This is a genomic window from Coriobacteriaceae bacterium (assembly GCA_025993015.1).
Lineage (GTDB): Bacteria > Actinomycetota > Coriobacteriia > Coriobacteriales > Coriobacteriaceae > Collinsella.
Genome location: DAJPFV010000001.1, coordinates 752,872 through 775,364, shown reverse-complemented (window position 1 = coordinate 775,364; position 22,493 = coordinate 752,872). Strand labels below are relative to the sequence as shown.

The window sequence follows — 22,493 nt, the reverse complement described above, 5'->3', positions numbered from 1 at the left end:
TTATGCCTTACAGCTCGTAGAGCGTGGTGAACTTGTCCTGCAGGTAGCTGCAGTAGTAGCGGGCATCGAACGCCATGCCGCATGCGCCCTTGATGAGTTCCGGCGCGTCCTTGGCGCGGCCCCACTGCCAAATGTGCTCGCCCAGCCAGGCTCGGACGGGCGCCAGATCGCCGCTCGCGCAGGCGCCGTTAAGGTCAACGCCGTCGCGGCACATGGCCGGCACAAACATGGCATCGTAGGCGCTACCCAGCGCATACGTGGGGAAGTAGCCAAACGAGCCGCCGCTCCAGTGCGTATCCTGCAGACAGCCGCGCGTGTCGTCGGGAACGGGAATACCCAGGTACTCGTCCATAAAGCGATTCCAAAGCGCGGGGATGTCCTTGGCCGTGGCCTCGCCGGCAAACAGCATGCGCTCGATCTGGTAGCGCACCATAATATGCAGGGGGTAGGTGAGCTCGTCGGCCTCGGTACGGATCAACGACGGCTGCGCGATGTTCACGGCGCGGTAGAGCGTGTCCTCGCCAACGTCGCCGTAGACCTCGGGCGCGTGGCGGCGCAGTACCTCGAGCAGCGGTCCCATAAAGGCACGACTGCGGCCCACGGTGTTCTCGAAAAAGCGGCTCTGGCTCTCGTGGATGCCCATGGAGGTGCCGCCCTCCAGGCAGGTGCGCGCATAGGCGGGATTGACGCCCAGCTCGTACATGGCGTGTCCCGCCTCGTGGATGATGCTGTAGACGTTGGAGATGCAATCGTCCTCGTAGATGTGCGTGGCGATGCGCGCGTCGCCCACCGAGAAGCCCTCGCTAAACGGATGCTCGGTAAAGGCAAGCGTGGTGTCGTCCAGGTCCAGGCCGACGAGTTTCATCAGGTCAAAGCTCATGGCGCGCTGGGCGGCCTCGGGCACGCGGGCGTGCAAAAAGTCGGCAGCGGGCTGCTGGCCGCGTTCGCCGATGGCGTGCACGAGCGGCACGACCGTGGCCTTAACCTCGTCGCAAAACGCATCGAAGCTCTCGGTGGAAAGGCCGCGCTCGTACTGGTCGAGCCACACGTCGTATGGGTCGCGCTTGGGGTCCATGAGCTCGGCCTGATGCTTGAGCTGGCTGACGATTTTGTCCACATAGGGCTCAAAGCTCGCCCAGTCGTTGGCCGCTTTGGCCTTGTGCCACACGGCGTCGGCCTCGCAGGTGAGCCTGGTCCAGGCCTCGGCCTCCTCGGTGGGGATGACGCTTGCCTCGCGCTGGTCGCGGCCGAGCACGCGAATCTCGTCAAGCAACTGCGGGTCGTCGATCTTTCCGCCGGCGACGGTCTCGCGTGCCAGCGAGCGCACAAGTTCGACAGACTTTTCGCTGGTCAGGAGCTTGTGGTGCTCGCCGGCAAGGGTGCCCATGGCGTCGGCACGGGCGGCGGCACCGTTGGCGGGAGCAATGGTCGCGCCGTCAAACTCGGCAATCTTGAGTAGGTACTCGCGGGTCCACAGCTTGCCCTCGAGCTTGCGGAACTTCTTGACGGCCTTGTCGGCCTTGACGCCCTTGGCGGCTTTTGCCACGGCGGCCTTGGCCTTCTTATCGAGTTTCTTTCCCATACCATATCCTTAATCTCGCAGGCCGCGCCGCCTTTGGGCGCACGGCCAGTTTGCACAGCTACCCGTCTTGTACCCAGCGCGAACAAAACGGAACGCGGCGATACGCTCGCACAATGTGGTATCCTATAGCCCAATGCGTTGACGGAGAGGGTTTTGCCCGCCGCGTCGCCGGCAAGAGAGGGAAGGTCATGGGCTGAAAGCCTTCCTGCGGTGGCAAGGGCCAAGCGTTCACTCCCGAGCAGCGACCTCAACGGGCGCGCGGCCAGCGGCGGCGAAGCCCCAGTAGGGAAGCCGTGAGCCTCGCGATAAGGGGCGCAGAGTGGGCACGGCGGGCCAGACATCCGCCGGGTCAAACAAGGTGGTACCGCGGAATTCAACCGTCCTTGGGCAATGCACATGCCCGAGGGCGGTTTTTTGTTACCGAACCGGGCCGCGTTTTCGCAACGTCAGACGGCGGCAGCCGCCTCGGCAAGCGGGGAGCGCGAGAGACGAAAGGGAAGACATGAGTCTGATTGATGATCTGGTCAAACTCGAGGAAGAGGCCAAGGAGCTCGTCGCGGGCGCCGACGACGCCGCAAAGCTCGAGGCCGCGCGCGTTGAGCTGCTCGGCCGCAAGGGCCGCATCACTGGCCTGATGCGCATGATGGGCAAGCTCGCCCCCGAGGATCGTCCCATGATGGGCAAGCGCGCCAACGAGATGCGCCAGCTGATTGAGGGCATGCTCGACGAGCGCACCACCGAGATGAAGGCCGCCGCCCTCAAGCACACACTCGAGCACGAGGCCGTCGATATCACGCTGCCGGGCATCCGTCCGCAGATCGGTCACCAGCACCTGATCAAGCAGATCATCGAGGAGGCCGAGGACATCTTCTGCGGCATCGGCTACACCGTCGAGTCCGGTCCCATGGTCGACACCTCCTACTACAACTTCACCGCGCTCAACGCCCCCATGGATCACCCGAGCCGCTCGGCCCGCGACACCTTCTACGTGGTCGACAACAACCCCGGCAGCGTCGCACACCCCGAGGCTCACGCCCACGGCGAGTCCGACGTGCTGCTGCGCACCCAGACCTCGGGCGTGCAGATCCACACCATGGAGTCGCAGAAGCCGCCCATCTACATGATCTGCCCGGGCACCGTCTATCGTCCCGACACGGCCGACGCCTGCCACCTGCCGCAGTTCAACCAGATCGAGGGCCTGGTCGTCGACGAGGGCATCACCTTTGGCGATCTTAAGGGCACGCTCGACTACTTTGTTAAGTGCATGTTTGGCGAGGACCGCAAGACGCGTTACCGCCCGCACTTCTTCCCCTTCACTGAGCCTTCCTGCGAGGTGGACGTGAGCTGCCATGTGTGCGGCGGCAAGGGCTGCAACTTCTGCAAACACAGCGGCTGGATCGAGATCCTGGGCTGCGGCATGGTCGACCCCAACGTCCTGATCAACTGCGGTATCGACCCCGAGAAGTACACCGGCTTCGCCTTTGGTATTGGCGCCGAGCGCGTCGCGGCCCTGCGCTACGACCTGCCCGACCTGCGCACGTTGATGACTGGTGACATGAGGTTCTTGAACCAGTTCTAGAACGCTTTCTTCTTAGTTGCAGTTTCCGGCTCAAAGCCGCATTTATGAAAGGAGACCAGTTAGATGCGCGTTTCTTACGACTGGCTCAAGACCATGATCGATATTCCGGAGGATCCCAAGACCCTTTCGGACGAATATATCCGTACCGGCACCGAGGTCGAGGCGATCGACACCGTGGGCGAGTCCTTCGACCACGTGGTGACCGCCAAGGTGCTCACCAAGACCCCGCACCCCGATAGCGACCACATGTATGTGTGCTCGGTCGACGTGGGTGACAAGAACCTCGACGCCGACGGCAACCCCGCTCCGCTGCAGATCGTCTGCGGCGCGCAGAACTTCGAGGCCGGCGACCACATCGTCACGGCCATGATTGGCGCCGTGCTTCCCGGCGACGTTAAGATCAAGAAGAGCAAGCTTCGCGGCGTCGTGTCCATGGGCATGAACTGCTCCGCGCGCGAGCTCGGCCTGGGTGGCGACCACTCCGGCATCATGATCCTGCCCGAGGATACGCCCTGCGGCATGCCGTTTGCCGAGTACGTGGGCTCGAGCGACACCGTGCTCGACTGTGAGATCACGCCCAACCGTCCCGACTGCCTGTCCATGATCGGCATGGCCCGCGAGACCGGCGCCATCTTCGACCGCGATTTCCACGTTGAGCTGCCCGCTATCAAGGTCGAGACCGGCCGCGCGACCGACGACGAGCTTTCCGTCGAGATCGCCGACGAGGGCCTGTGCGACCGCTACGTTGCCCGCATCGTGCGCAACGTCAAGGTCGGCCCGTCGCCAGACTGGATGGTCAAGCGCCTCAACGCCCTGGGCGTGCGCCCGCACAACAACATCGTCGACATCACCAACTACATGATGATGCTCACCGGTCAGCCGCTGCACGCCTTTGACCTGGACACCTTTGCCGAGCGCGATGGCCACCGTCGTGTGGTGGTTCGTGCCGCCCAGCAGGACGAGAAGTTCACGACGCTCGACGGCGAGGAGCGCGTGCTCGACGCCGGCATGGGCCTCATCACCGACGGCGAGCGTCCCGTGGCGCTGGCCGGCGTAATGGGCGGCATGGATTCCGAGATCGAGGACGACACCGTCGACGTGATGGTCGAGAGCGCCTGCTTCAACGCCGGTCGCACCTCGCACACCAGCCGCGATCTGTCGCTGATCTCCGACGCCTCCATTCGCTTTGAGCGCCAGGTCGACGAGACCGGCTGCGTGGACGTCGCCAATGTGACGTGCGCGCTGATCGAGGAGATCGCCGGCGGCGAGGTTGCTCCCGGCTATGTGGACGTGTTCCCCGCGCCCAAGACCATCGACAGCATTAAGCTGCGCCTGGCCCGCGTGCGTGCCATCTGCGGTGCCGACATCGAGCCCGACTTTATCGAGCGTTCGCTCACCCGCCTGGGCTGCACCGTCGAGCGCGACGGCGAGGACTTCATGGTCACCCCGCCGAGCTTCCGTCCCGACCTGCCGCGTGAGATCGACCTGATCGAGGAGGTCCTGCGCCTATGGGGCATGGGCCGCGTTACGGCGACCATCCCGGCTGCCAAGAACCACATCGGCGGCCTGACCCGCGAGCAGAAGCTCACCCGTAAGGTCGGCGAGATCCTGCGCGCCTGCGGCCTCAACGAGACCACGACCTTTGGCTTTGCCGCCCCGGGCGACCTGGAGAAGATTGGTATGTCCACCGAGGGCCGCGGCTGCCCCGTGGTTCTCATGAACCCGCTGGTGGCCGAGCAGACCGAGATGCGCCGCTCGCTGCTGCCGGGTCTGCTGCAGTCTGTGGCCTACAACGAGGCCCACGGCACGCCCAACGTGCACCTGTACGAGGTCGGCAGCCTGTTCCATGGCCGCGAGAACGCCAGCCTGCCCAAGGAGACCAAGTCCGTGGCGGGCGTGCTCTCGGGCCAGTGGAGCGAGCAGTCCTGGAACATGAAGTACCGTAAGCTGCGCTTCTTCTTTGGCAAGGGCATTGTCGAGGAGCTGCTTGCTCAGCTGCGCATCGAGAAGGTTCGCTTCCGTCCCGTCGAGGGCGAGGGCTATGCCTTCTTGCAGCCGGGTCGCGCCGCCGAGGTTCTGTCCGGCGGTACCGTGCTGGGCTGGGTTGGCGAGATTCACCCCGAGGCGCGCGAGGCTATGGGCATTGACGAGGTTGTCGTTGCCTTTGAGCTCGACCTGGACAAGCTGATCAAGGGCGCCCGCAACCAGGAGAACTACCGTGAGTTCTCGCAGTACCCGGCCGTTGAGCACGACCTTGCTATCGTGGTCGACAACACTGTGACCTGCGAGGATCTTGAGCGCCGTATTACCAGCGCCGGAGGCAAGCTGCTCGAGGATGTGCGTCTGTTCGACGTCTACCGCGATCCCATCCGCATCGGAGCGGGCAAGAAGTCCATGGCCTTTGCGCTTACGTATCGCTCCGACGACCACACGCTTACCAGCGAAGAGGTCGAAAAGGCGCACCAGAAGATCGTCACCAAGGTGTGCAAGGGCGTAAACGGCGAGGTCCGCGGCTAGGTCCTGCGCTGGGGTATGGGTCAGCGGTGGCTGCTGCCGAGTCCTACGTGACTGCTGTTTTCGGTATAAGGCACCGTTGAGCCTGCATATATGACACGCGCATTACATAACGGCGTGCTGCTTTGTCGGCAGTGCGCCGTTTTGCTATGATAGCCCGCGGCGTGTTACGAATCTGACATTACGTAACACTGGAAAGGTGATTCAAGCGGCGTTGCAATTCCGTGCGCCGATAACCGGGAGGCGTACATGCACATTCCAGATAATTATCTGTCCCCGCAGACCGATGCCGTCATGGCGGTGGCGATGGTGCCCGTCTGGGCTCACTGTATCAAGAAGGTGCGCGCCACGCTCGATCGCGAGCACATGGCTTTCCTGGGCATCTGCGCCGCATTTTCCTTCTTGCTTATGATGTTCAACGTGCCGCTGCCCGGCGGCACCACTGGCCACGCCGTTGGTGGCGCACTCATCGCGCTGCTGCTGGGCCCCGAGGCCGCGGCTATCGCGGTTTCGGTCGCGCTGGCGCTGCAAGCGCTGCTGTTTGGCGACGGCGGCATCCTGTCCTTTGGCGCTAACTGCTTTAACATGGCCTTCGTGTTGCCGTTTGCCGCAGCCATCGTGTTCCGCGCGCTTAACAGCCGTTTGCACGACAAGAGCTGGGGCACCTCGGTTTCGGCCATCGTAAGCGGCTGGGTCGGCCTGTGCCTGGCGGCCCTGTGCGCAGCAATCGAGTTTGGTATTCAGCCGATGCTTTTCACGAATGCTTCGGGCGCTCCGCTGTACTGCCCCTTCCCGCTGTCCATTGCCATTCCGGCCATGATGATCCCGCATATGTTGGTAGCCGGCGTGGTCGAGGGCGTGGCGACTGCCGCGATCTACGGCTTTATCAAGAAGACGGCGCCGAGCGTTATCGTCGGCCCCGAAGCCGCCGATGGACAGCTTGCTGCCGAGGGCGCTGCTGCAAAGAAGACCTCGCTGGTCCCCACGCTCATCTTGGTTGCCGTGCTTGTCGTGGCCACGCCGCTGGGCCTGCTGGCCACGGGTGACGCCTGGGGTGAGTGGGACGCCGAGGGCGCCGCGACCGCCGTTCAGGAGGCTGGCGACGACAGCCTGCAGGCTTCGGTCGGTCTCGACACCCCGACCTTTGCCGACGCTCTGCCTACGGGTGATTACCTGCAGGCCTATTCCGAGGAGCAGGGTCTCGGCTTTGCCGGTCAGGCTGCCATGTATATCTTGTCCGGCGTGATTGGCGTGGCGGTGCTCACCATCGCATTCCGTCTGATCTCGCTGACGGTCAAGGAAAGCGGAGCCCATGGCGATGGTCGAGCTGCCTAGCTGGCTTGCGGCCGAGGAGCGATACGAGCCCACGGGCGCTCGTCATCGCGTGATGCAAAAGAACGTCCTGCACCTGGCGAGCCTGCTTGAGCGGGTTCGCCTGGGTGGAGGCGCGCACGAGGGCGGGTCGATGGTCGACCGCGCCCTTTCTTGCGTTTCGGCTCCGGTGCGCCTGGTGGGGATATTCGTTTGCGTCCTGTGCGTGTGCCTGACACAAAGCCCGCTGTACCTCATGTTGATGGCGGCCATTGCGCTGGTGCTCGTTGCCGTGCGTCCCATACGCGGGCTGCGCGCGACCTTTGTGCCGGCGCTTGGCGCCGCGGGGCTCGCAGTGGTTTTGGCGCTGCCTGCCCTGCTGCTGGGTGCTTCCGCTACGGGCGCCATGCTCAAGATTGCGCTCAAGACCTTCATTAATGTGTCGCTGGTGCTGGGCGCTTCGTGGACCCTCACGTGGAGCCGCATGTCGGCGGCGCTCAAGATGCTGCATCTACCCGACGAAGTTATCTTTACGTTTGATATGGCGCTCAAGCACATCGAGGTGCTGGGTCGTACGGCGCACGATCTGTGCGAATCGGTCATGCTGCGCAGCGTTGGCCGTGCGCCCGAGGGATTTTCGCGTACCGATTCGATCGCGGGTATCATGGGCATGACCTTTATCAAGGCGATGAAATGCAGCCGCGCGATGGACGAGGCTATGCTTTGCCGCGGCTTTGCCGGTGCGTATCCGGCTCCCGCGCGCGCCAGGTTTGGCTGGCGCGATGCGGCCTATGCGGCCGGCGTGGCGCTGCTGACAGTGTTGTGCGCCGTGCTGTAGGCGCTGCTGGTTCCGACTGGGGATGCAAATGGGGAAGGGCGACGTTTTGACGATCGATATGAATAGTGCGGCGGGCACGAACGGTGTGGGCGGCGCCGAGGTCGTTCCGCTCATCGAGCTGCGCGACGTGGTGTTCTCCTATGCGGGGCATACGGTTGTCGATGGCGTGTCGCTGCAGGTCGATCGTGGTGAACTCGTTGCCCTGCTCGGTCCCAACGGCTGCGGCAAGACGACGATTATGCGTCTTATTAACGGCCTTGAACTCGCGGACGCAGGGGCATACCTGTTTGACGGGCACGTGGTCGATGCGGCGTATCTGAAGGATTCTGCTGCTGCTCAGAAGTTCCACCAGCGCGTGGGCTTCGTGTTCCAAAACGCCGATGCCCAGCTGTTCTGCGCCACGGTGGACGAGGAAGTTGCTTTTGGTCCCGCGCAGATGGGGCTGCCGGCAGACGAGCTCGAGCGCCGCGTGCGCGATGCCATGGGGCTGTTCCAGGTTGCCGACCTTGCCGACGCCTCTCCCTATCAGCTCTCGGGCGGGCAAAAGAAGCGTGTGGCGCTGGCGGCAGTTGTATCGATGAACCCCGATATCCTAGTGCTCGATGAGCCCACCAATGGGCTCGACGAGGATTCATGCGACATCGTGGTCAACTTCTTGCTGGCCTACGTCGCGGCGGGTAAGACGGTCTTGATGAGCACGCATCACCAGGATTTGGTGCGACGCCTGGGTGCCCGTGCAATCTATATCGATCGATATCACCATGTGGTCGAGGCGCCTTCGCCGTCGTATGGAACCGAAAGCGGTACTACGGACTAGTTGCTGCGTAGAGCGTGCGTAGCCGCCCGCGCGGCTTTGCCGTGATGGTATAGTTATCCAGGTTTTTTATGGGGGTGGCTATGCCAAGTTGGAACATTCATATCGCTCAGACGGAGCGTTTGCTGGAGCGCACCGGTGCACTTGCCAATAGCGTGCGCGACCGCAATGCCTTTTTGTTTGGCTGCGTGGTTCCGGATATCTTCGTGGGCTATATGGTCCCTGGCATCGCCGATCCCATCCCGTACCGCATTACGCACTTTGCAAAGCCCGAGCCTATCCCTAAGCCTCGTGAGCATGAGTTCTGGGATACCTATGTGGCACCGTTGCTTAAAAGTTCGCCCACCGGTGCGCCAGCCGCGGCTACCTCGATTGTCGAGGAGCGCGAGCGACTGAATCGCGTGCATTATCCCCAACGTTACAAGGACGCCGAGCCGGTCGCCGGTCCCGGTGCTAGCGAGCTTTCGCTCGCGCCCGATGACGTGGCGCAGTCGCTGCTCGATCTGACGCTGGGCGTTTGGTCGCATCTGGTGGCCGATACCGTATGGAATACGCGTGTGAATCAGTACCTGGAGGCGCACGGCGGCAAGCCGTGCGAGGAATTCCGCATTAAAAAGCAAGGCGACTTTGACTGGTTTGGCAAGACACTCGGCATCGTTTCGATACCGCGCGCGACCGATCGCCTGTATACTGCGGCGACCCGTTTTGGTCAGTATCCCATCCATAAGGAGTATGTGCTCAAGACCATCGGCGTTATGCACGAGATTGTACGCGAAAACCCCGGCGAGTCCGATCATCCGCCGTATCGCCTGCTAACCGAGGAGTTTTTCGATACAACGTTTACCGAGGTCATCGAGCTAACCGAGGCGGGATTTGCGGCTCGCGTCGAATCGCCCGATATGCCTGCGCTTCCCCTGATTGCTAGCTGCTAGCTGGCCGGCTTGGCGGTGAATAGCTCAACCCAATTGACAAGTAGCTCTTGCCGCAGGGTGACTTCGGCGGCGCGCTCCTGTTTGGTCTTTGGGGTGTAGGAAAGTCCAGCCTTTTTATGGATGAGCTCGGCTATGTGGTCGAAGCTCTTCTTATCCTTAATCTGGCCAAAGGTAATTTGGATGACGTCGTAGCCCATGCTTGTGAGCGCGGTGGCGCGCTCGGCATCGGAGAGGCTCGCGGCTTCGCTGTCGTGGGCGGAGCGGCCTTGGCATTCAAGGATGACACCCATGCTGTCGGTGGCGCTTTCGATGAGGATATCGGCGTAGCAGCAGGTTTTGTCATACAGCGAGCGCGCGGCGTCGCTGAGTGGGATGCGCACGTTGTTTGCGATGTTGATGCCCATGCCGCCCTCGTCGCGGGGGAGCGAGATAAGCATGGAGGTCTGTACTTCGAAGGGCGAGGCGGTCTGTCCTGTCATGCGTTCGGCGGCCCAGCGGAGCTGCTTAACACCGCGCAGGCCTGCGGCCTGCTTGGCGAACGCGGCGATATCCGCTGCGGAAAGAAGCGGCGTGCGCTTCCACAGGTTGGTATCCTTGCCGTTGACGTCGATAACCCGCTCCCAGCCGCAGTTGGGTGGAATGAGCTTAAGCGAAATAGCTTCATCAAGTTGCCGTTGCGCTCGTTTGCAGGGTGTATACACAGCAAACGAGCTGCACATCTCATAACACGCCATAAGCAGCTGGTTGCGTGAGACCTGCGTAGCAAGGTTGAGCAGTGTGAACTCGGGCGATGTGACATCAAACCCATGCTCGGTTTGCCTAAACGACCCGGGAGGCGGCTCTTGGGTCAGGAGGTGCGATTTAAACAGGCTTCGCGACCCGGATTGTGCCCGAGTGAATACAATCCTGTGAAGCGGTGCGTGAAGCAGGTCTTTTACAACTGCATGACTTCCGAGGCCGCAACATCTGCGATCCATATTGCCAAGGCTAATGGCAGGGTAAAGGCCTAATATCTGTGGCGGGATACGGTGATAGTAAAAAGCGGATTGACCGCATAGCGTCAGGTCCATGACGTCCTCCTGGTCGAAATATGCTTTTGGACCGTGCGATGCCAGTGTCAATTCGGAAGTATGCGGCAAAATCTAAACCTTGTGAGCAGACCTGGCTTTTGAGGCTAGTTTATCAGGCATTTTGTTGCGAAAAAACGGGGTGTGCTCGGAGGTATCAGAATTTGCCGCATACTTCCGAAAAGCAGGTCAATCCGGCTCTTGCTAAAACGATTTAGCAGCGTCGGTTAAGGTGTGGGTTTGCCACCGGGCGAACACTTTTAGCGCTTGGGACTTTATTCATTGGGTCTCGAAGGGTGGATTTCGCGCTTTTGGTAAAGAAATGAGTGTGTGTTTTGCCGTGCACCGGCATTGGCACAGAAAAAGGGCCCGGAAGGCTTCGCCTTCCGGGCCCTTTGCGATGCAAGTGTGCTTGCAAGTACGACTTAGCGCACCTGAGCGACGTAAGCGACGTTGGTCGAGGAGACCTTGTCCTCGAGCTGGACGCTCATGCGGGGATCGCCAGCGGTGGCGACGGTCAGGTCGCCGGCCTCGACGTAGCCGAGCTCCTTAGCGGTCTCGATCGCCTTGACGATCGTGCCGTTGACGGTGCCCTGGGTAATCTCGGCCTGGTGCGGGATAACGCCCCAGTACATGATCATCTGCTGGACGGCCCACTCGTGGCGGGAGAACGCGCAGATCGGCATGTTGGGACGGAAGTGCGAGATCAGGCGAGCAGTACGGCCGGTGGTCGTCGGCACGGTGATGCACTTGGCGCCAACGGTGGTGGCCATGTTCACAGCGGACATACCCACAACGTTGTTGACAACGCGGGTGCCGTGAGCGTCAGCCGGAACCTCGAGCGGAGCGTGAGCCGGGAGGTACTTCTCGGTCTCGAGAGCAATGCTGGCCTGCATCTTGACGGCCTCGACCGGGTACTTACCGGCAGCGGACTCGCCGGACAGCATAACGGCGTCGGTGCCGTCGTAAATGGCGTTAGCAACGTCGGCAACCTCGGCGCGCGTCGGGCGCGGGTTCTGCTGCATGGAGTCGAGCATCTGCGTAGCGGTGATAACGGGCTTGTAGGCCGCGTTGCACTTGGCGATGATCTCCTTCTGGATGTGCGGAACGAGCTCGGGCTTGATCTCGATGCCCAGGTCGCCACGGGCGACCATGATGCCGTCGGAAGCCTCGAGGATCTCGTCGAAGTTCTCGACGCCCAGGGCGCACTCGATCTTCGGGAAGATCGTCACGTGCTCGCCGCCGTTCTCGCGGCAAAGCTCGCGGATGCCGCGGACGGACTCGCCGTCGCGGATGAAGGAAGCGGCGATGTAGTCGATGTTCTCGGTCAGGCCAAAGAGGATGTCCTGACGATCGCGCTCGGTGATGGCGGGCAGCGAGATGTTGACGTTGGGCATGTTGACGCCCTTGCGCTCGCCGATCAGGCCGTCGTTCTTAACGACGCAGGTCATGTCCTGGCCGTCGACGGACTCGACCTCGAGGGCAACCAGGCCGTCATCGATCAGGATGAGGGAGCCCTTCTCGACCTCGGAGGGCAGAGCCAGGTAGTCGAGGGAGATGTGCTCAGAGGTGCCGTGGAAATCCTCGGTCGTGGGCTGAGCGGTGACGACGATCTTGTCGCCGGTCTTGACGGCAACCTTCTTGCCGTCGACCAGAAGGCCGGTGCGGACCTCGGGGCCCTTGGTGTCGAGCAGGATGCCGACGGGCATACCGAGCTCCTTGGAAATACGACGGACGCGCTCGATGCGACCGTGGTGCTCGTCGTAGGAGCCGTGCGAGAAGTTAAAACGGGCGACGTTCATGCCCGCCTTGATCATCTCGCGGATGGTCTCGTCGCTATCGCAGGCGGGACCCATGGTGCATACAATCTTGGTGCGCTTGTACATTCAGACCTCCATCTGACATCGTCTTGCGCTGATAGATAAACCATAAGAAATAAAACCGAGTTGATTATAACGAAATGGCGTCCGAATACCCCAAAAAATCGACCGTATGCCGAATTAGAAGTTCATTTTTTGCGGAAAACGGTATATGCAAAAACTTTACCAACCGTTCTAACCGCTGCTATCTGGGCGATATTTCAATTTGATGATGCGCCGAAGAAAAAACGTTTTATCAGTATGGAGCATCACACGGTCTGCACCGTTGCTTATGGACCATATTTCCAAATGGATTGTTTTGGCTAGACGCGTTGCTTTGGGGTACCATAGCTCCACTATCAACTGCCGCTCAGCACGGCAGCCTTGATGAGCCCTTGCCCTTCTCCTGGGAATTATGATCGGGCATCAATCTGCTGAGTGGCCCGAATCCCAGGAGGGGACTCTATATGCAAAAGGAATACCTGTCCGCCGCGGCGGAGGTGCTCAGCGACCAAGGTGTCGATGAGAACCTCGGCCTGAGCGACGACGAGGCGTCGTCGCGCCTCGCTAAGACAGGCCCTAACAAGCTCGAGGAAGCCGAGAAGACGCCGCTGTGGAAGCGCTTCTTTGAGCAGATGGCCGACCCCATGGTCATCATGCTGATCGTTGCCGCCGTCATCAGCGCGCTCACGGGCATGGTCAAGGGCGAGGCGGACTTTGCCGATGTCGCCATCATCATGTTCGTCGTTATCGTCAACTCGGTGCTGGGCGTGGTCCAGGAGGCTAAAAGCGAGGAGGCTCTCGAGGCCCTGCAGGAGATGAGCGCGGCGCAGTCCAAGGTGCTGCGCGACGGCAAGCTCGTGCACCTGCCGAGCGCCGAGCTCGTGCCCGGTGACGTGATCATGCTCGAGGCGGGCGACTCCGTCCCGGCCGACTGCCGCGTGCTCGAGAGCGCCACGATGAAGATCGAGGAGGCCGCCCTTACCGGCGAGTCCGTGCCCGTCGAGAAGCATGCCAACGTGATCGAGCTCGCCGCCGGCACCGACGACGTGCCGCTCGGCGACCGCAAGAACATGTGCTACATGGGCTCCACCGTGGTGTACGGCCGTGGCCGCGCCGTCGTAGTCGGTACCGGTATGAACACCGAGATGGGTAAGATCGCCGGCGCCCTGGCCGAGGCCAAGGAAGAGCTCACGCCGCTGCAGGTGAAGCTTGCCGAGCTCAGCCGCATCCTCACTATCATGGTTATCGTCATCTGCGTCGTTATCTTTGGCGTCGACATCATCCGCCACGGCGTGGGCAACGTTCTCACCGACCCGACCGCGCTGCTCGATACCTTTATGGTCGCTGTCTCGCTTGCCGTCGCCGCCATCCCTGAGGGTCTGGTTGCCGTCGTGACTATCGTGCTTTCGCTCGGCGTGACCAAAATGGCCAAGCGCCAGGCGATTATCCGCAAGCTCTCTGCCGTCGAGACCCTTGGCTGCACGCAGACCATCTGCTCCGACAAGACCGGTACCCTTACCCAAAACAAGATGACCGTCGTCAAGCACGAGCTCGCTGCGCCTAAGGAGAAGTTCCTGGCCGGTATGGCGCTGTGCTCCGATGCCCAGTGGGACGAGGACCTGGGCGAGGCCGTTGGTGAGCCGACTGAGTGCGCGCTCGTCAACGATGCCGGCAAGGCTGGTCTTACTGGCCTGACTGCCGAGCACCCGCGCGTGGGCGAGGCCCCGTTCGACTCGGGCCGTAAGATGATGTCCGTGGTCGTCGAGACCCTGGACGGCGAGTATGAGCAGTACACCAAGGGCGCGCCCGACGTGGTGATCGGCCTGTGCACCCATATCTACGACGGCGACAGGGTCGTTCCGCTGACCGAGGAGCGTCGCGCCGAGCTCGTGGCCGCCAACAAGGCCATGGCCGACGAGGCCCTGCGCGTGCTGGCGCTGGCAAGCCGCACCTACACCGAGGTCCCGAGCGACTGCAGCCCCGCTGCGCTCGAGCACGACCTGGTCTTCTGCGGCCTGTCCGGCATGATTGACCCTGTCCGCCCCGAGGTCTCCGACGCCATCCGCGAGGCCCACGACGCCGGTATTCGCACCGTCATGATCACGGGCGACCATATCGACACCGCCGTGGCCATTGCCAAGCAGCTGGGAATCGTCACCGATCGCAGCCATGCCATTACCGGTGCCGACCTCGACCGCATGAGCGACGAGGAGCTCGACGCGCACATCGAGGACTACGGCGTGTACGCCCGCGTCCAGCCCGAGCACAAGACGCGCATCGTCGAGGCCTGGAAGTCGCGCGACCAGATCGTCGCCATGACCGGCGACGGCGTCAACGACGCCCCGTCCATCAAGCGCGCCGACATCGGCGTCGGTATGGGCATCACCGGCACCGACGTCACCAAGAACGTTGCCGACATGGTGCTTGCCGACGACAACTTCGCCACCATCATCGGTGCCTGCGAAGAGGGCCGTCGCATCTACGACAACATCCGCAAGGTCATCCAGTTCCTGCTTTCGGCCAACCTTGCCGAGGTGTTCTCGGTGTTTATCGCCACGCTCATCGGCTTTACCATCTTCCAGCCGGTGCAGCTGCTGTGGGTGAACCTGGTCACCGACTGCTTCCCCGCGCTCGCGCTGGGCATGGAGGACGCCGAGGGCGACATCATGAAGCGCAAGCCGCGCAACGCCAAGGACGGTGTCTTTGCCGGTCACATGGGCCTGGACTGCGTGGTCCAGGGTCTGATCATCACCGTGCTGGTGCTGGCGAGCTTCTTTGTGGGCGTGTACTTTGACATGGGCTACATCCACATCGTCGATATGATCGCCGGCAATGCCGACGAGGAAGGCGTGATGATGGCGTTCATCACGCTCAACATGGTCGAGATTTTCCACTGCTTCAATATGCGCAGCCGTCGTGCGTCGCTGTTCACCATGAAGAAGCAGAACAAGTGGCTGTGGGCTTCTGCCGCGCTGGCACTGGTGCTGACGGTGATCGTGACCGTGCAGCCGACGCTTGCCGAGATGTTCTTTGGCCCCGTGACGCTTGAGCTCAAGGGCGTTCTTGCCGCGCTGGGCCTGGCCTTCCTGATCATCCCGCTGATGGAGATCTACAAGGCGATCATGCGCGCGGTCGAGAAGGAGTAGGTCGAAAGGCCATCCTTCCCACCGGCCCGACCGCCTGCGGGGTTTCTTCTTCGCTGGTCCTCGCGCTTCGCGCTGCGGGATCGCTCAGAAGAAACCCCTCCCGGCGGGCGGGCCTTCGGATGACCTCTCGGGACCGTAAGCTGAGGAAAAGTTTGTGAGCTGGTCGGGCTTTGCCCGGCCAGCTCTTTTTGATTTAAAATACCTGCTCAGTTGTGATTTATGGTGCTGGGAGGCGCTTGTGGGCAAGGCGAAGGCTAAGGCGAAGAAAAAGACGACGGGGGCGCGGGCTAAGCGCGATCGTCGTCGGAAGCTCGCGACCGAAGCCCCCGCGTCTGCCGAGGAGCTGCTGGCAAACGTGCCGGGACTTGACGCGCTGCAGGATGTTCCGGCGTTCGATGACCTGCCGGTCGATGAAGCTCAGCAGGCGGCATTTGACGACTTTTGCGCACATACCGAGGAGCCCGAGCAGATGCAGCTTGGCGCCGTGGTGCGCTTGGATCGCGGGTTTCCGCTGGTGGCGACTGCCGACGACACCTTCCGCGCCGAGCATGCCGTGGGGTTTGCCAAGTCGCGCGGCGAGGACGAGGTCCTGCTGCCTGCCGTGGGCGACCGTGTGGCGGTGCGCCGCGCTCCCGGGCACGATATGGGCGTGATTGAGTGCGTGCTGCCGCGCCGTACGAGCTTTGAGCGTTGGCGCGGCCGTGCCCGCGGAGAGCGTCAGGTGCTCTGCTCCAACGTGGATTGCGTGCTAATCGTGCAGGCGCTCGGTGCCGGTGAGGTGCTGCTCGACCGCGTGGCGCGCTCGCTGGTGTTGGCGCTCGACTGCGATGCCGAACCGGTGGTGGTGCTCACCAAAGCTGATCGCTGCGATGCCGAGGAGCTCGAGCGCGATCTGGACCGCGTGCGCCGCCTGGTGGGTCCGGACGTGCGCGTGATCGTGACGTCCTCTGCCGAGGGGCGCGGCCTGGACGAGGTTCGTTCCTGCGTGCCTGCCGGGAGCTGCGCCATGATTCTGGGCGAGTCGGGTGCCGGCAAGTCGACGCTGCTCAATGCGCTGCTGGGCCACGATACGTTGGCGACTGGCGGTGTGCGCGAACGCGACGACCAGGGCCGTCACACTACCGTCGCGCGCGTGATGGTGGCACTGCCGGGCGACGCCGGCGTGATCGCCGATGCCCCGGGCCTGCGCAGCTTACCGCTCGTGGGTCACGAGCGGGGTCTGGCGCGCGCCTTCCCCGAGATTGTCGAGGCATCGCGCGCGTGCCGGTTTGGCGATTGCACGCATACCCATGAGCCGGGTTGTGCCGTTCGCGAGGCCGAGGACGCCGGGCAGATCGACAGCCTGCGTTTGGAAACGTTCCAAAACCTGGCGTCATCCATGCGCGTGAGTGCTCAAATGCTCGATCCCGATGTCCACCTGTAATTGATTTTTCCTATGACAGCCGTCTTCCAACTGTTCGGGAGACGGCTTTTTTGCTGCGAAAAAGCCTCGAAACATGCAGTTTGCTGACGTGCTGACCAAAACCTTGCCACGAGCTTGACGGGCTGGTTAGTTTTTGGTCAGCGATTGGTTTGACATCGAAAACCGAGATCGCGATTGCGCCGCTTTGCACTCTGACCACCCAGACAATGGTGGTACGGGCATTCGCCCGGCACTGCCATGAGAGGAGCGGCCGTGAACAAGAGCAAGCGCATCGCCATCAGTCTGGTCGCGGGCGTGCTCGCTGCGCTGCTCTGCATGGTTTACGGCTCGTCGATTCGCTCGCAAGCCGAACAGGTCCAGGCTGAGACCTTGGCCAAGTACGGTGGCGATCGCGCCGAGGTATGCGTCGCGGCGCGCGATATCGATGTGGGCGAGACCCTCGATGAGACCAATGTCATAACCCAGGAATGGCTGACGAGTCTGCTGCCGCGTGACGCGGCGACCGAGCTGCGCCAGGTGCGCGGCGACGTGACGACTTCGCGTATTCCCAAAAACGCCGTGATCTGCAATGTCTACACCAAGGCCGAGAGCCACAAGCTCGAGGTGCCTAAGGGCAAGGTCGCCGTTTCGGTGGCGGTCGATGCCGAGCACTCGGTCGGCGGTGCTACGGGCGTGGGCAGCTACGTGGATGTGTATGTGCAAAAAGACGGCGTAACCGATCGACTGTGCGGCGCGTACGTGATCGATACCAGTGAGGATTCCGGTGCCACGCGCGAGGGCAAGATCGAATGGGTGACGCTGGCGGCTGACCCCGAAGACGTCAAGGAACTGCTGGGAGCCTCGGGCAAGGGAACGGTCAGCTTGACGATTCCCGCCACGGCGCGCGGCAAAAAGAGCGGAGGCGACGAGTGATGAAGGCGATCTGGCTTGCGTGCTGCGCGTGCGGCGATTACGGGCTGTTGCAGCGGGAAGTCGAGGGCCGTGATACGGGTGCACAGGTGCTTCGCGTGGGTGACCTGGACGGGCTGGTTTCCATGGCGCGGGCGTTTCCGTCGCGCCGCGGAGCTGCCATCATCGCGGCGTCTCTGTTTGATACCGAAGATGTGCGCAAGACTGTTGCGCGCCTGACGGCCGAAGGCCGCGTGAGTCGCGTGGTCGTGTTGATAGAAGCACTCGATCCGTCGGATATCGAGGGGCTGTTTCGCGCAGGGGCGACCGAGGTCATCGCTGCGCACAGTATATGCGGCAACGGGCGAGCGGGCGAGGGAGCGGTTGATTCCGATCGGCGCATGACGATTGAGCCCGATGCTTTTGTTGATAGGGAACCCGGGGCGCCTCGCGCTACAAGAGGCCCGCGTGTTGATGATTATGGAAAAGCGGAAGCCGAGCATGGTCGGCGCCCCCGGAACCCCCTTGTATACGATGACGCTGGAGGACCGGCGCAGCATGCTGGCGACTCCCCGGCTGTAGATATGGGATACGTGCGCGGCGTGAATCTGGCGGATGAACTCGACGAAGTTGAGGGCTTTGCCGGGTGCGGCGAGTTGTCGCTGATGCAGCATGAGCAGATTGCGCAGAACGAGCCTGCCTCGCAGACCGAACAAGCCGCCATGCCGGCTTGGACGCAGCGTGTAGTTGCGGCGGGGGAGACGGGGACGCTGTCACCGACGCCCGCCCCGCCGCCTCCGATGCCGCCGGCAGACGCTGCCGCTTCGCCGCATCGAGCTCCGGTCATCTGCGCCATTTCGGGTTCGGGCGGTTGCGGCAAGTCGACGATCGTTGCCACCATGGCACACACATCGTCGCTGTTGGGCTTGCGTGCCGCCGTGCTCGACCTGGACCTGATGTTTGGAAACCTTTACGACTTGTTAGGCGTCGATGCTCCGCACGATATGGCGGCACTTATCGAGCCGTCGGCGGCGGGCACGCTCACCGAGCCGGATATCGTGGCCGCATCGATGCGCGTCGCCCCGGGCGTTACGCTCTGGGGTCCCGTCGCGGCGCCCGAGCAAGCTGAGCTCATGGCACGTCCGGTGGAGCTGCTGCTCGATGTCCTGCGTCGCGAATCCGACGTGGTCTTTATCGATACCTCGGTCTTTTGGGGCGATGCCGTGGCGGCTGCGGTGGCGGCGAGCGACCGTTGCCTGGTCGTTGGCGATGCGGCGGTGTCGTCCGCGACATCGGCGTCGCGCGTCATTGAACTGGCAAGTCGAGTAGGTGTGCCGCGCACGCGCATGAGCGCCGTGTTCAACCGGTTCGGTGCGCGCGGGGCAGACGAGGACGTCGCCATGCGCTTTGAGATTGCCTGTGCGTTGAGCTCCAAGATTCATATCGCCGATGGCGGGCAGGATCTCGCCGCGCTCATGGCGTTTGGACGCGCTGACGAGGCAGTGGGGCAGACCAGCGCTTTTGCGACCAGCGTGCGCGAGGCTACGCGCGAGATGCTCGTGGAACTGGGGTGCGCCGTCGGCCCTTGGAGCGATATGGTCGCCGACCGTGCAACGCGTACCGAGCGCCCGCGTATCCGCCTTCCCTGGTCGCGCGAGGGTGATCAGCGATGAGTCTGCAAACGAGGATTAAGGCTGCCGGCGCTGCAGCGGCGGCAGCGCCTGTAGATGCGGGGCGTCGCCGCGCGGTGAAACGACGCACCAAGCGCGCCGTGATGGACCGCATGGGTTACGACGAAGTGGCGCGTATCAGCGCCTATATCGACCCGGCACTTGCCCGCTCGGAATTGCGTCCCGCGGTGGAGGCGGCGCTCAATGTTGAGGAACCGACCGATCTCGCGACGCCCGAGCGCGAGACCATCATCGACGAGATTTTGGATGACGTGGTGGGCTTGGGGCCGTTGCAGCCGCTCATCGAGGACGACACCGTTACCGAGATCATGATCAACGGCTGCCGCTCGGCTTTCTTTGAACGTGGTGGCGTCTTGTACCCCATCGAGCATGCGTTTGAGGATGATGAGCAGATCCGTGTGCTTATCGACCGCATCATCTCGCCACTTGGCCGCCGTATCGACGAACGCAGCCCCATCGTCAACGCCCGCCTCAAAACGGGCTATCGCGTCAACGCGGTGATTCCGCCTGTGGCGATTGACGGACCGATTCTCACCATCCGAAAGTTCTCGGACCGCATCTGCTCACTGGACGAGCTTGTGGGGCTGGGGTCGCTGCCGCTTTGGTATGCGCAGCTGCTGTCGTGCGCGGTGTCGCTGCGACAGGACCTGGCGGTTGCGGGAGGCACGGGATCTGGTAAGACCACCCTGCTCAACGCGTTGTCATGCGAGATTTCCACCGGCGAGCGCATCGTGACGATCGAGGACTCTGCCGAGCTCAAGTTTGCGCATCATCCGCACGTGGTGCGCCTAGAGGCGCGCGAGGCTTCAATTGAGGGTGAGGGTGCGGTGACGATTCGCGACCTAGTAACTAATGCCCTGCGCATGCGCCCCGACCGCATCGTGGTGGGCGAGGTGCGTGGTGCCGAGTGCTGCGACATGTTGCAGGCCATGAACACGGGCCACGACGGGTCGCTCACCACACTTCATGCGGGTTCAGAACAGGAGACCGTGGTGCGTCTGACATTGCTTGCACGTTATGGCATCGATCTGCCGAGCGAGCTCATCGAGGAGCAGATTGCCATGGCGCTCGACGGCATCGTGATGTCCGAGCGCCACGCCGATGGCAGGCGTTTCGTCTCCTCGTATTCGGGGGTGCGTCGCGCCGCGTCGGGCGGCGTAGAGCTCGAGCGCTATGTGACTTTCGATGCCGCCGAGCGCACCTGGACGCTTGACCGCGAGCCGCCGTTTATCGCAGAAGGCCTGCGGTCGGGGACGCTCACACAAGAGGAGGTGGACGAATGGAGGTCGCTGTGCCCCTCGTCGTAGGGGGTTTGGCAGGGTTTTCTGTTGCGACGGCGTGCGGGGCGGAACCTCGTGTGCCGCAGGTGCCGCCGGCGGAGCTGGCGCGTCAGGCGCTCGAGACGGTGGCAGAGAGGCTGCCGCGTGAGCTGGTGGAAAACGATCTGCTGAAAAAGATCGCCCGTTCGTGGACATCGCTGGCTCCGGCGCATCGCCTTGGCCTCGTGATCGAAGATGCTTCGGGGCGTTTGGCATTTCTACTGCTATCGAGCGGTGTCTGCTGCGTTTTACTAACGATGGTGTCGTTATCGCCCCTCGGGTTTGCCTTGGGACTTGTTGCTCCGATTGCCGCTGGCGCCGCTCGGGATGGCTTTGAGAGCCGGCGCGAGCAACACGATGCAGAAGAGGCAATGCCCGAGGCGTTTACCGCACTTTCCATGTCGCTTGCCTCGGGACATTCGCTGGCCCAGGGCATGCGCTTTGTGGGCGCTCATGCGCAAGAACCGGTGCATACCGAGTTTTTGCGGGTGGCGGCGGCGATCGATTGCGGTATCTCGGCGACCGACGCGCTCGATGACTTGCTCGTGCGCATCGACGCTCCCGGCCTTTCGCTTGTGACCTTGGCGCTTAAGGTGTCTCAGCGCACCGGTGCTCCGCTTGCCGACTTACTGTCCGAGGCGTCGAGCATGGTGGGGGAGCGCATTGAGCTCAAGCGCCGCCTGGATGTCAAGACGTCGCAGGCTCGCATGTCTGCGCATATGGTCGCGGCGATGCCGGCGGGCATGTGCGCGGTGTTGGCGCTGCTTTCGGCAGATTTTCGTCGCGGTCTTGCGACGCCTGCCGGCGTGGGCGCTGTGGTGCTGGGTCTTGCCCTCAATGCCGTTGCCCTGGTGGTTATCCGACGCATTATGCGGGTGGAGCTATGAGCGCCCCGGTTGCAGTTGCGGCTTGCCTGTGCGCCCTGAGTGTATTTGTCGCGACGGGTTTGGATCGGGCGGATGCACGCAAGATCGCAGGGGCCTGCAAGCGCGAGGCGGTGCTGGTCGCTGCCGCGGGTCGCTCAGTGGTCGATGCCCTGACCGCGCGAGTGAAGGGCGCGGTTGGAGTGGGCGGCCCGGCGCGAGTGTCGCTCGGCGAAGTGTCCGAGATGATCGATGTTGTGCGCTTGGGTCTTTCGGCCGGTCTTTCGTTTGATGCGGCGCTTGAGATTTTCTGCGCCAACCGCCGGTCAGTGCTGGCTCTTCGCCTTGAGCGGGCCTGCATGGCGTGGCAGGTGGGCGTGGGCACGCGTGAGGACGAGTTGTTGGCCGCCGCGCGCGACCTGGACGTGCGAGCGCTCGAGACCTTTGCCATCACGGTGGGGCAGGCGCTCGCCCTGGGTGCCCCACTTGCCGAGACGCTGGCCGCTCAAAGTCGCGAGATCCGTGCGGCTCATCGCGCTGCGGTCGAGCGCGAGATCGAGCGTGCGCCCGTCAAGCTGCTGATTCCCACCGGCACGCTCATCTTGCCGGCGTTGCTTCTGTCCATATTGGGCCCGCTGCTGGGAGCAGGCGGGATGATGTAGGG

At 62.7% G+C, this 22,493-nt stretch carries 16 protein-coding genes; 13 read left to right on the top strand and 3 right to left on the bottom strand.

The window, feature by feature from the left end; all coding sequences use genetic code 11:
• Positions 1-7: 7 nt before the first annotated feature.
• A complete protein-coding gene (locus OIL77_03360) occupies positions 8-1,582 on the bottom strand; it encodes a carboxypeptidase M32 (GenBank protein ID HJI44457.1) in 1,575 nt (524 codons plus the stop codon).
• Between the two features lie 502 nt (positions 1,583-2,084).
• Here OIL77_03360 and pheS point away from each other — a divergent pair.
• The 6 genes from pheS to OIL77_03330 all read left to right on the top strand — a co-directional run bounded on the left by pheS (position 2,085) and on the right by OIL77_03330 (position 9,570).
• A complete protein-coding gene (gene pheS, locus OIL77_03355; GenBank protein HJI44456.1) occupies positions 2,085-3,161 on the top strand; it encodes a phenylalanine--tRNA ligase subunit alpha in 1,077 nt (358 codons plus the stop codon).
• 63 nt (positions 3,162-3,224) lie between these two features.
• Positions 3,225-5,678, top strand: coding sequence for a phenylalanine--tRNA ligase subunit beta (gene pheT / locus OIL77_03350; GenBank protein ID HJI44455.1), 2,454 nt, complete (start codon positions 3,225-3,227; stop codon positions 5,676-5,678).
• Between the two features lie 246 nt (positions 5,679-5,924).
• Positions 5,925-7,010: a cobalt transporter CbiM gene (gene cbiM / locus OIL77_03345; protein ID HJI44454.1), complete on the top strand. Its 1,086-nt coding sequence runs from the start codon at positions 5,925-5,927 to the stop codon at positions 7,008-7,010.
• The gene (locus OIL77_03340) at positions 6,988-7,824 is read left to right on the top strand and encodes an energy-coupling factor transporter transmembrane protein EcfT (GenBank protein HJI44453.1); all 837 of its coding nucleotides are present in this window, start codon (positions 6,988-6,990) and stop codon (positions 7,822-7,824) included. The genes cbiM and OIL77_03340 overlap by 23 nt, the downstream gene beginning before the upstream one ends.
• A 58-nt stretch (positions 7,825-7,882) precedes the next feature.
• Complete coding sequence (locus OIL77_03335) at positions 7,883-8,641, top strand: energy-coupling factor ABC transporter ATP-binding protein (protein ID HJI44452.1); 759 nt, start codon at positions 7,883-7,885, stop codon at positions 8,639-8,641.
• 80 nt (positions 8,642-8,721) lie between these two features.
• A complete protein-coding gene (locus tag OIL77_03330; GenBank protein ID HJI44451.1) occupies positions 8,722-9,570 on the top strand; it encodes a hypothetical protein in 849 nt (282 codons plus the stop codon).
• Here the strand turns inward: OIL77_03330 and OIL77_03325 are convergent.
• The gene (locus OIL77_03325; protein ID HJI44450.1) at positions 9,567-10,304 is read right to left on the bottom strand and encodes a hypothetical protein; all 738 of its coding nucleotides are present in this window, start codon (positions 10,302-10,304) and stop codon (positions 9,567-9,569) included. The genes OIL77_03330 and OIL77_03325 overlap by 4 nt on opposite strands.
• 758 nt (positions 10,305-11,062) lie before the next feature.
• The gene (gene pyk, locus OIL77_03320; GenBank protein ID HJI44449.1) at positions 11,063-12,523 is read right to left on the bottom strand and encodes a pyruvate kinase; all 1,461 of its coding nucleotides are present in this window, start codon (positions 12,521-12,523) and stop codon (positions 11,063-11,065) included.
• A 440-nt stretch (positions 12,524-12,963) separates the two neighbouring features.
• On the opposite strand from pyk, the gene OIL77_03315 reads away from it, so the two are divergent.
• From OIL77_03315 to OIL77_03285, 7 genes are all read left to right on the top strand, one after another.
• Positions 12,964-15,645, top strand: a complete 2,682-nt coding sequence (locus OIL77_03315; protein HJI44448.1) for a cation-translocating P-type ATPase — start codon at positions 12,964-12,966, stop codon at positions 15,643-15,645.
• A 343-nt stretch (positions 15,646-15,988) separates the two neighbouring features.
• A complete protein-coding gene (gene rsgA, locus OIL77_03310; protein HJI44447.1) occupies positions 15,989-17,068 on the top strand; it encodes a ribosome small subunit-dependent GTPase A in 1,080 nt (359 codons plus the stop codon).
• A 252-nt stretch (positions 17,069-17,320) separates the two neighbouring features.
• Positions 17,321-17,980: a Flp pilus assembly protein CpaB gene (gene cpaB, locus OIL77_03305; GenBank protein ID HJI44446.1), complete on the top strand. Its 660-nt coding sequence runs from the start codon at positions 17,321-17,323 to the stop codon at positions 17,978-17,980.
• On the top strand, positions 17,980-19,629 hold the full coding sequence (locus OIL77_03300) for a P-loop NTPase (protein HJI44445.1): 1,650 nt from the start codon (positions 17,980-17,982) through the stop codon (positions 19,627-19,629). Before cpaB ends, OIL77_03300 begins: the two co-directional genes overlap by 1 nt.
• Positions 19,626-20,954 (top strand): CpaF family protein, encoded by a 1,329-nt coding sequence (locus OIL77_03295; GenBank protein ID HJI44444.1) that lies wholly within the window; start codon positions 19,626-19,628, stop codon positions 20,952-20,954. The genes OIL77_03300 and OIL77_03295 overlap by 4 nt, the downstream gene beginning before the upstream one ends.
• A gap of 5 nt (positions 20,955-20,959) precedes the next feature.
• A complete protein-coding gene (locus OIL77_03290; protein ID HJI44443.1) occupies positions 20,960-21,853 on the top strand; it encodes a type II secretion system F family protein in 894 nt (297 codons plus the stop codon).
• A complete protein-coding gene (locus OIL77_03285; protein HJI44442.1) occupies positions 21,850-22,491 on the top strand; it encodes a type II secretion system F family protein in 642 nt (213 codons plus the stop codon). The genes OIL77_03290 and OIL77_03285 overlap by 4 nt, the downstream gene beginning before the upstream one ends.
• Positions 22,492-22,493 lie beyond the last annotated feature (2 nt).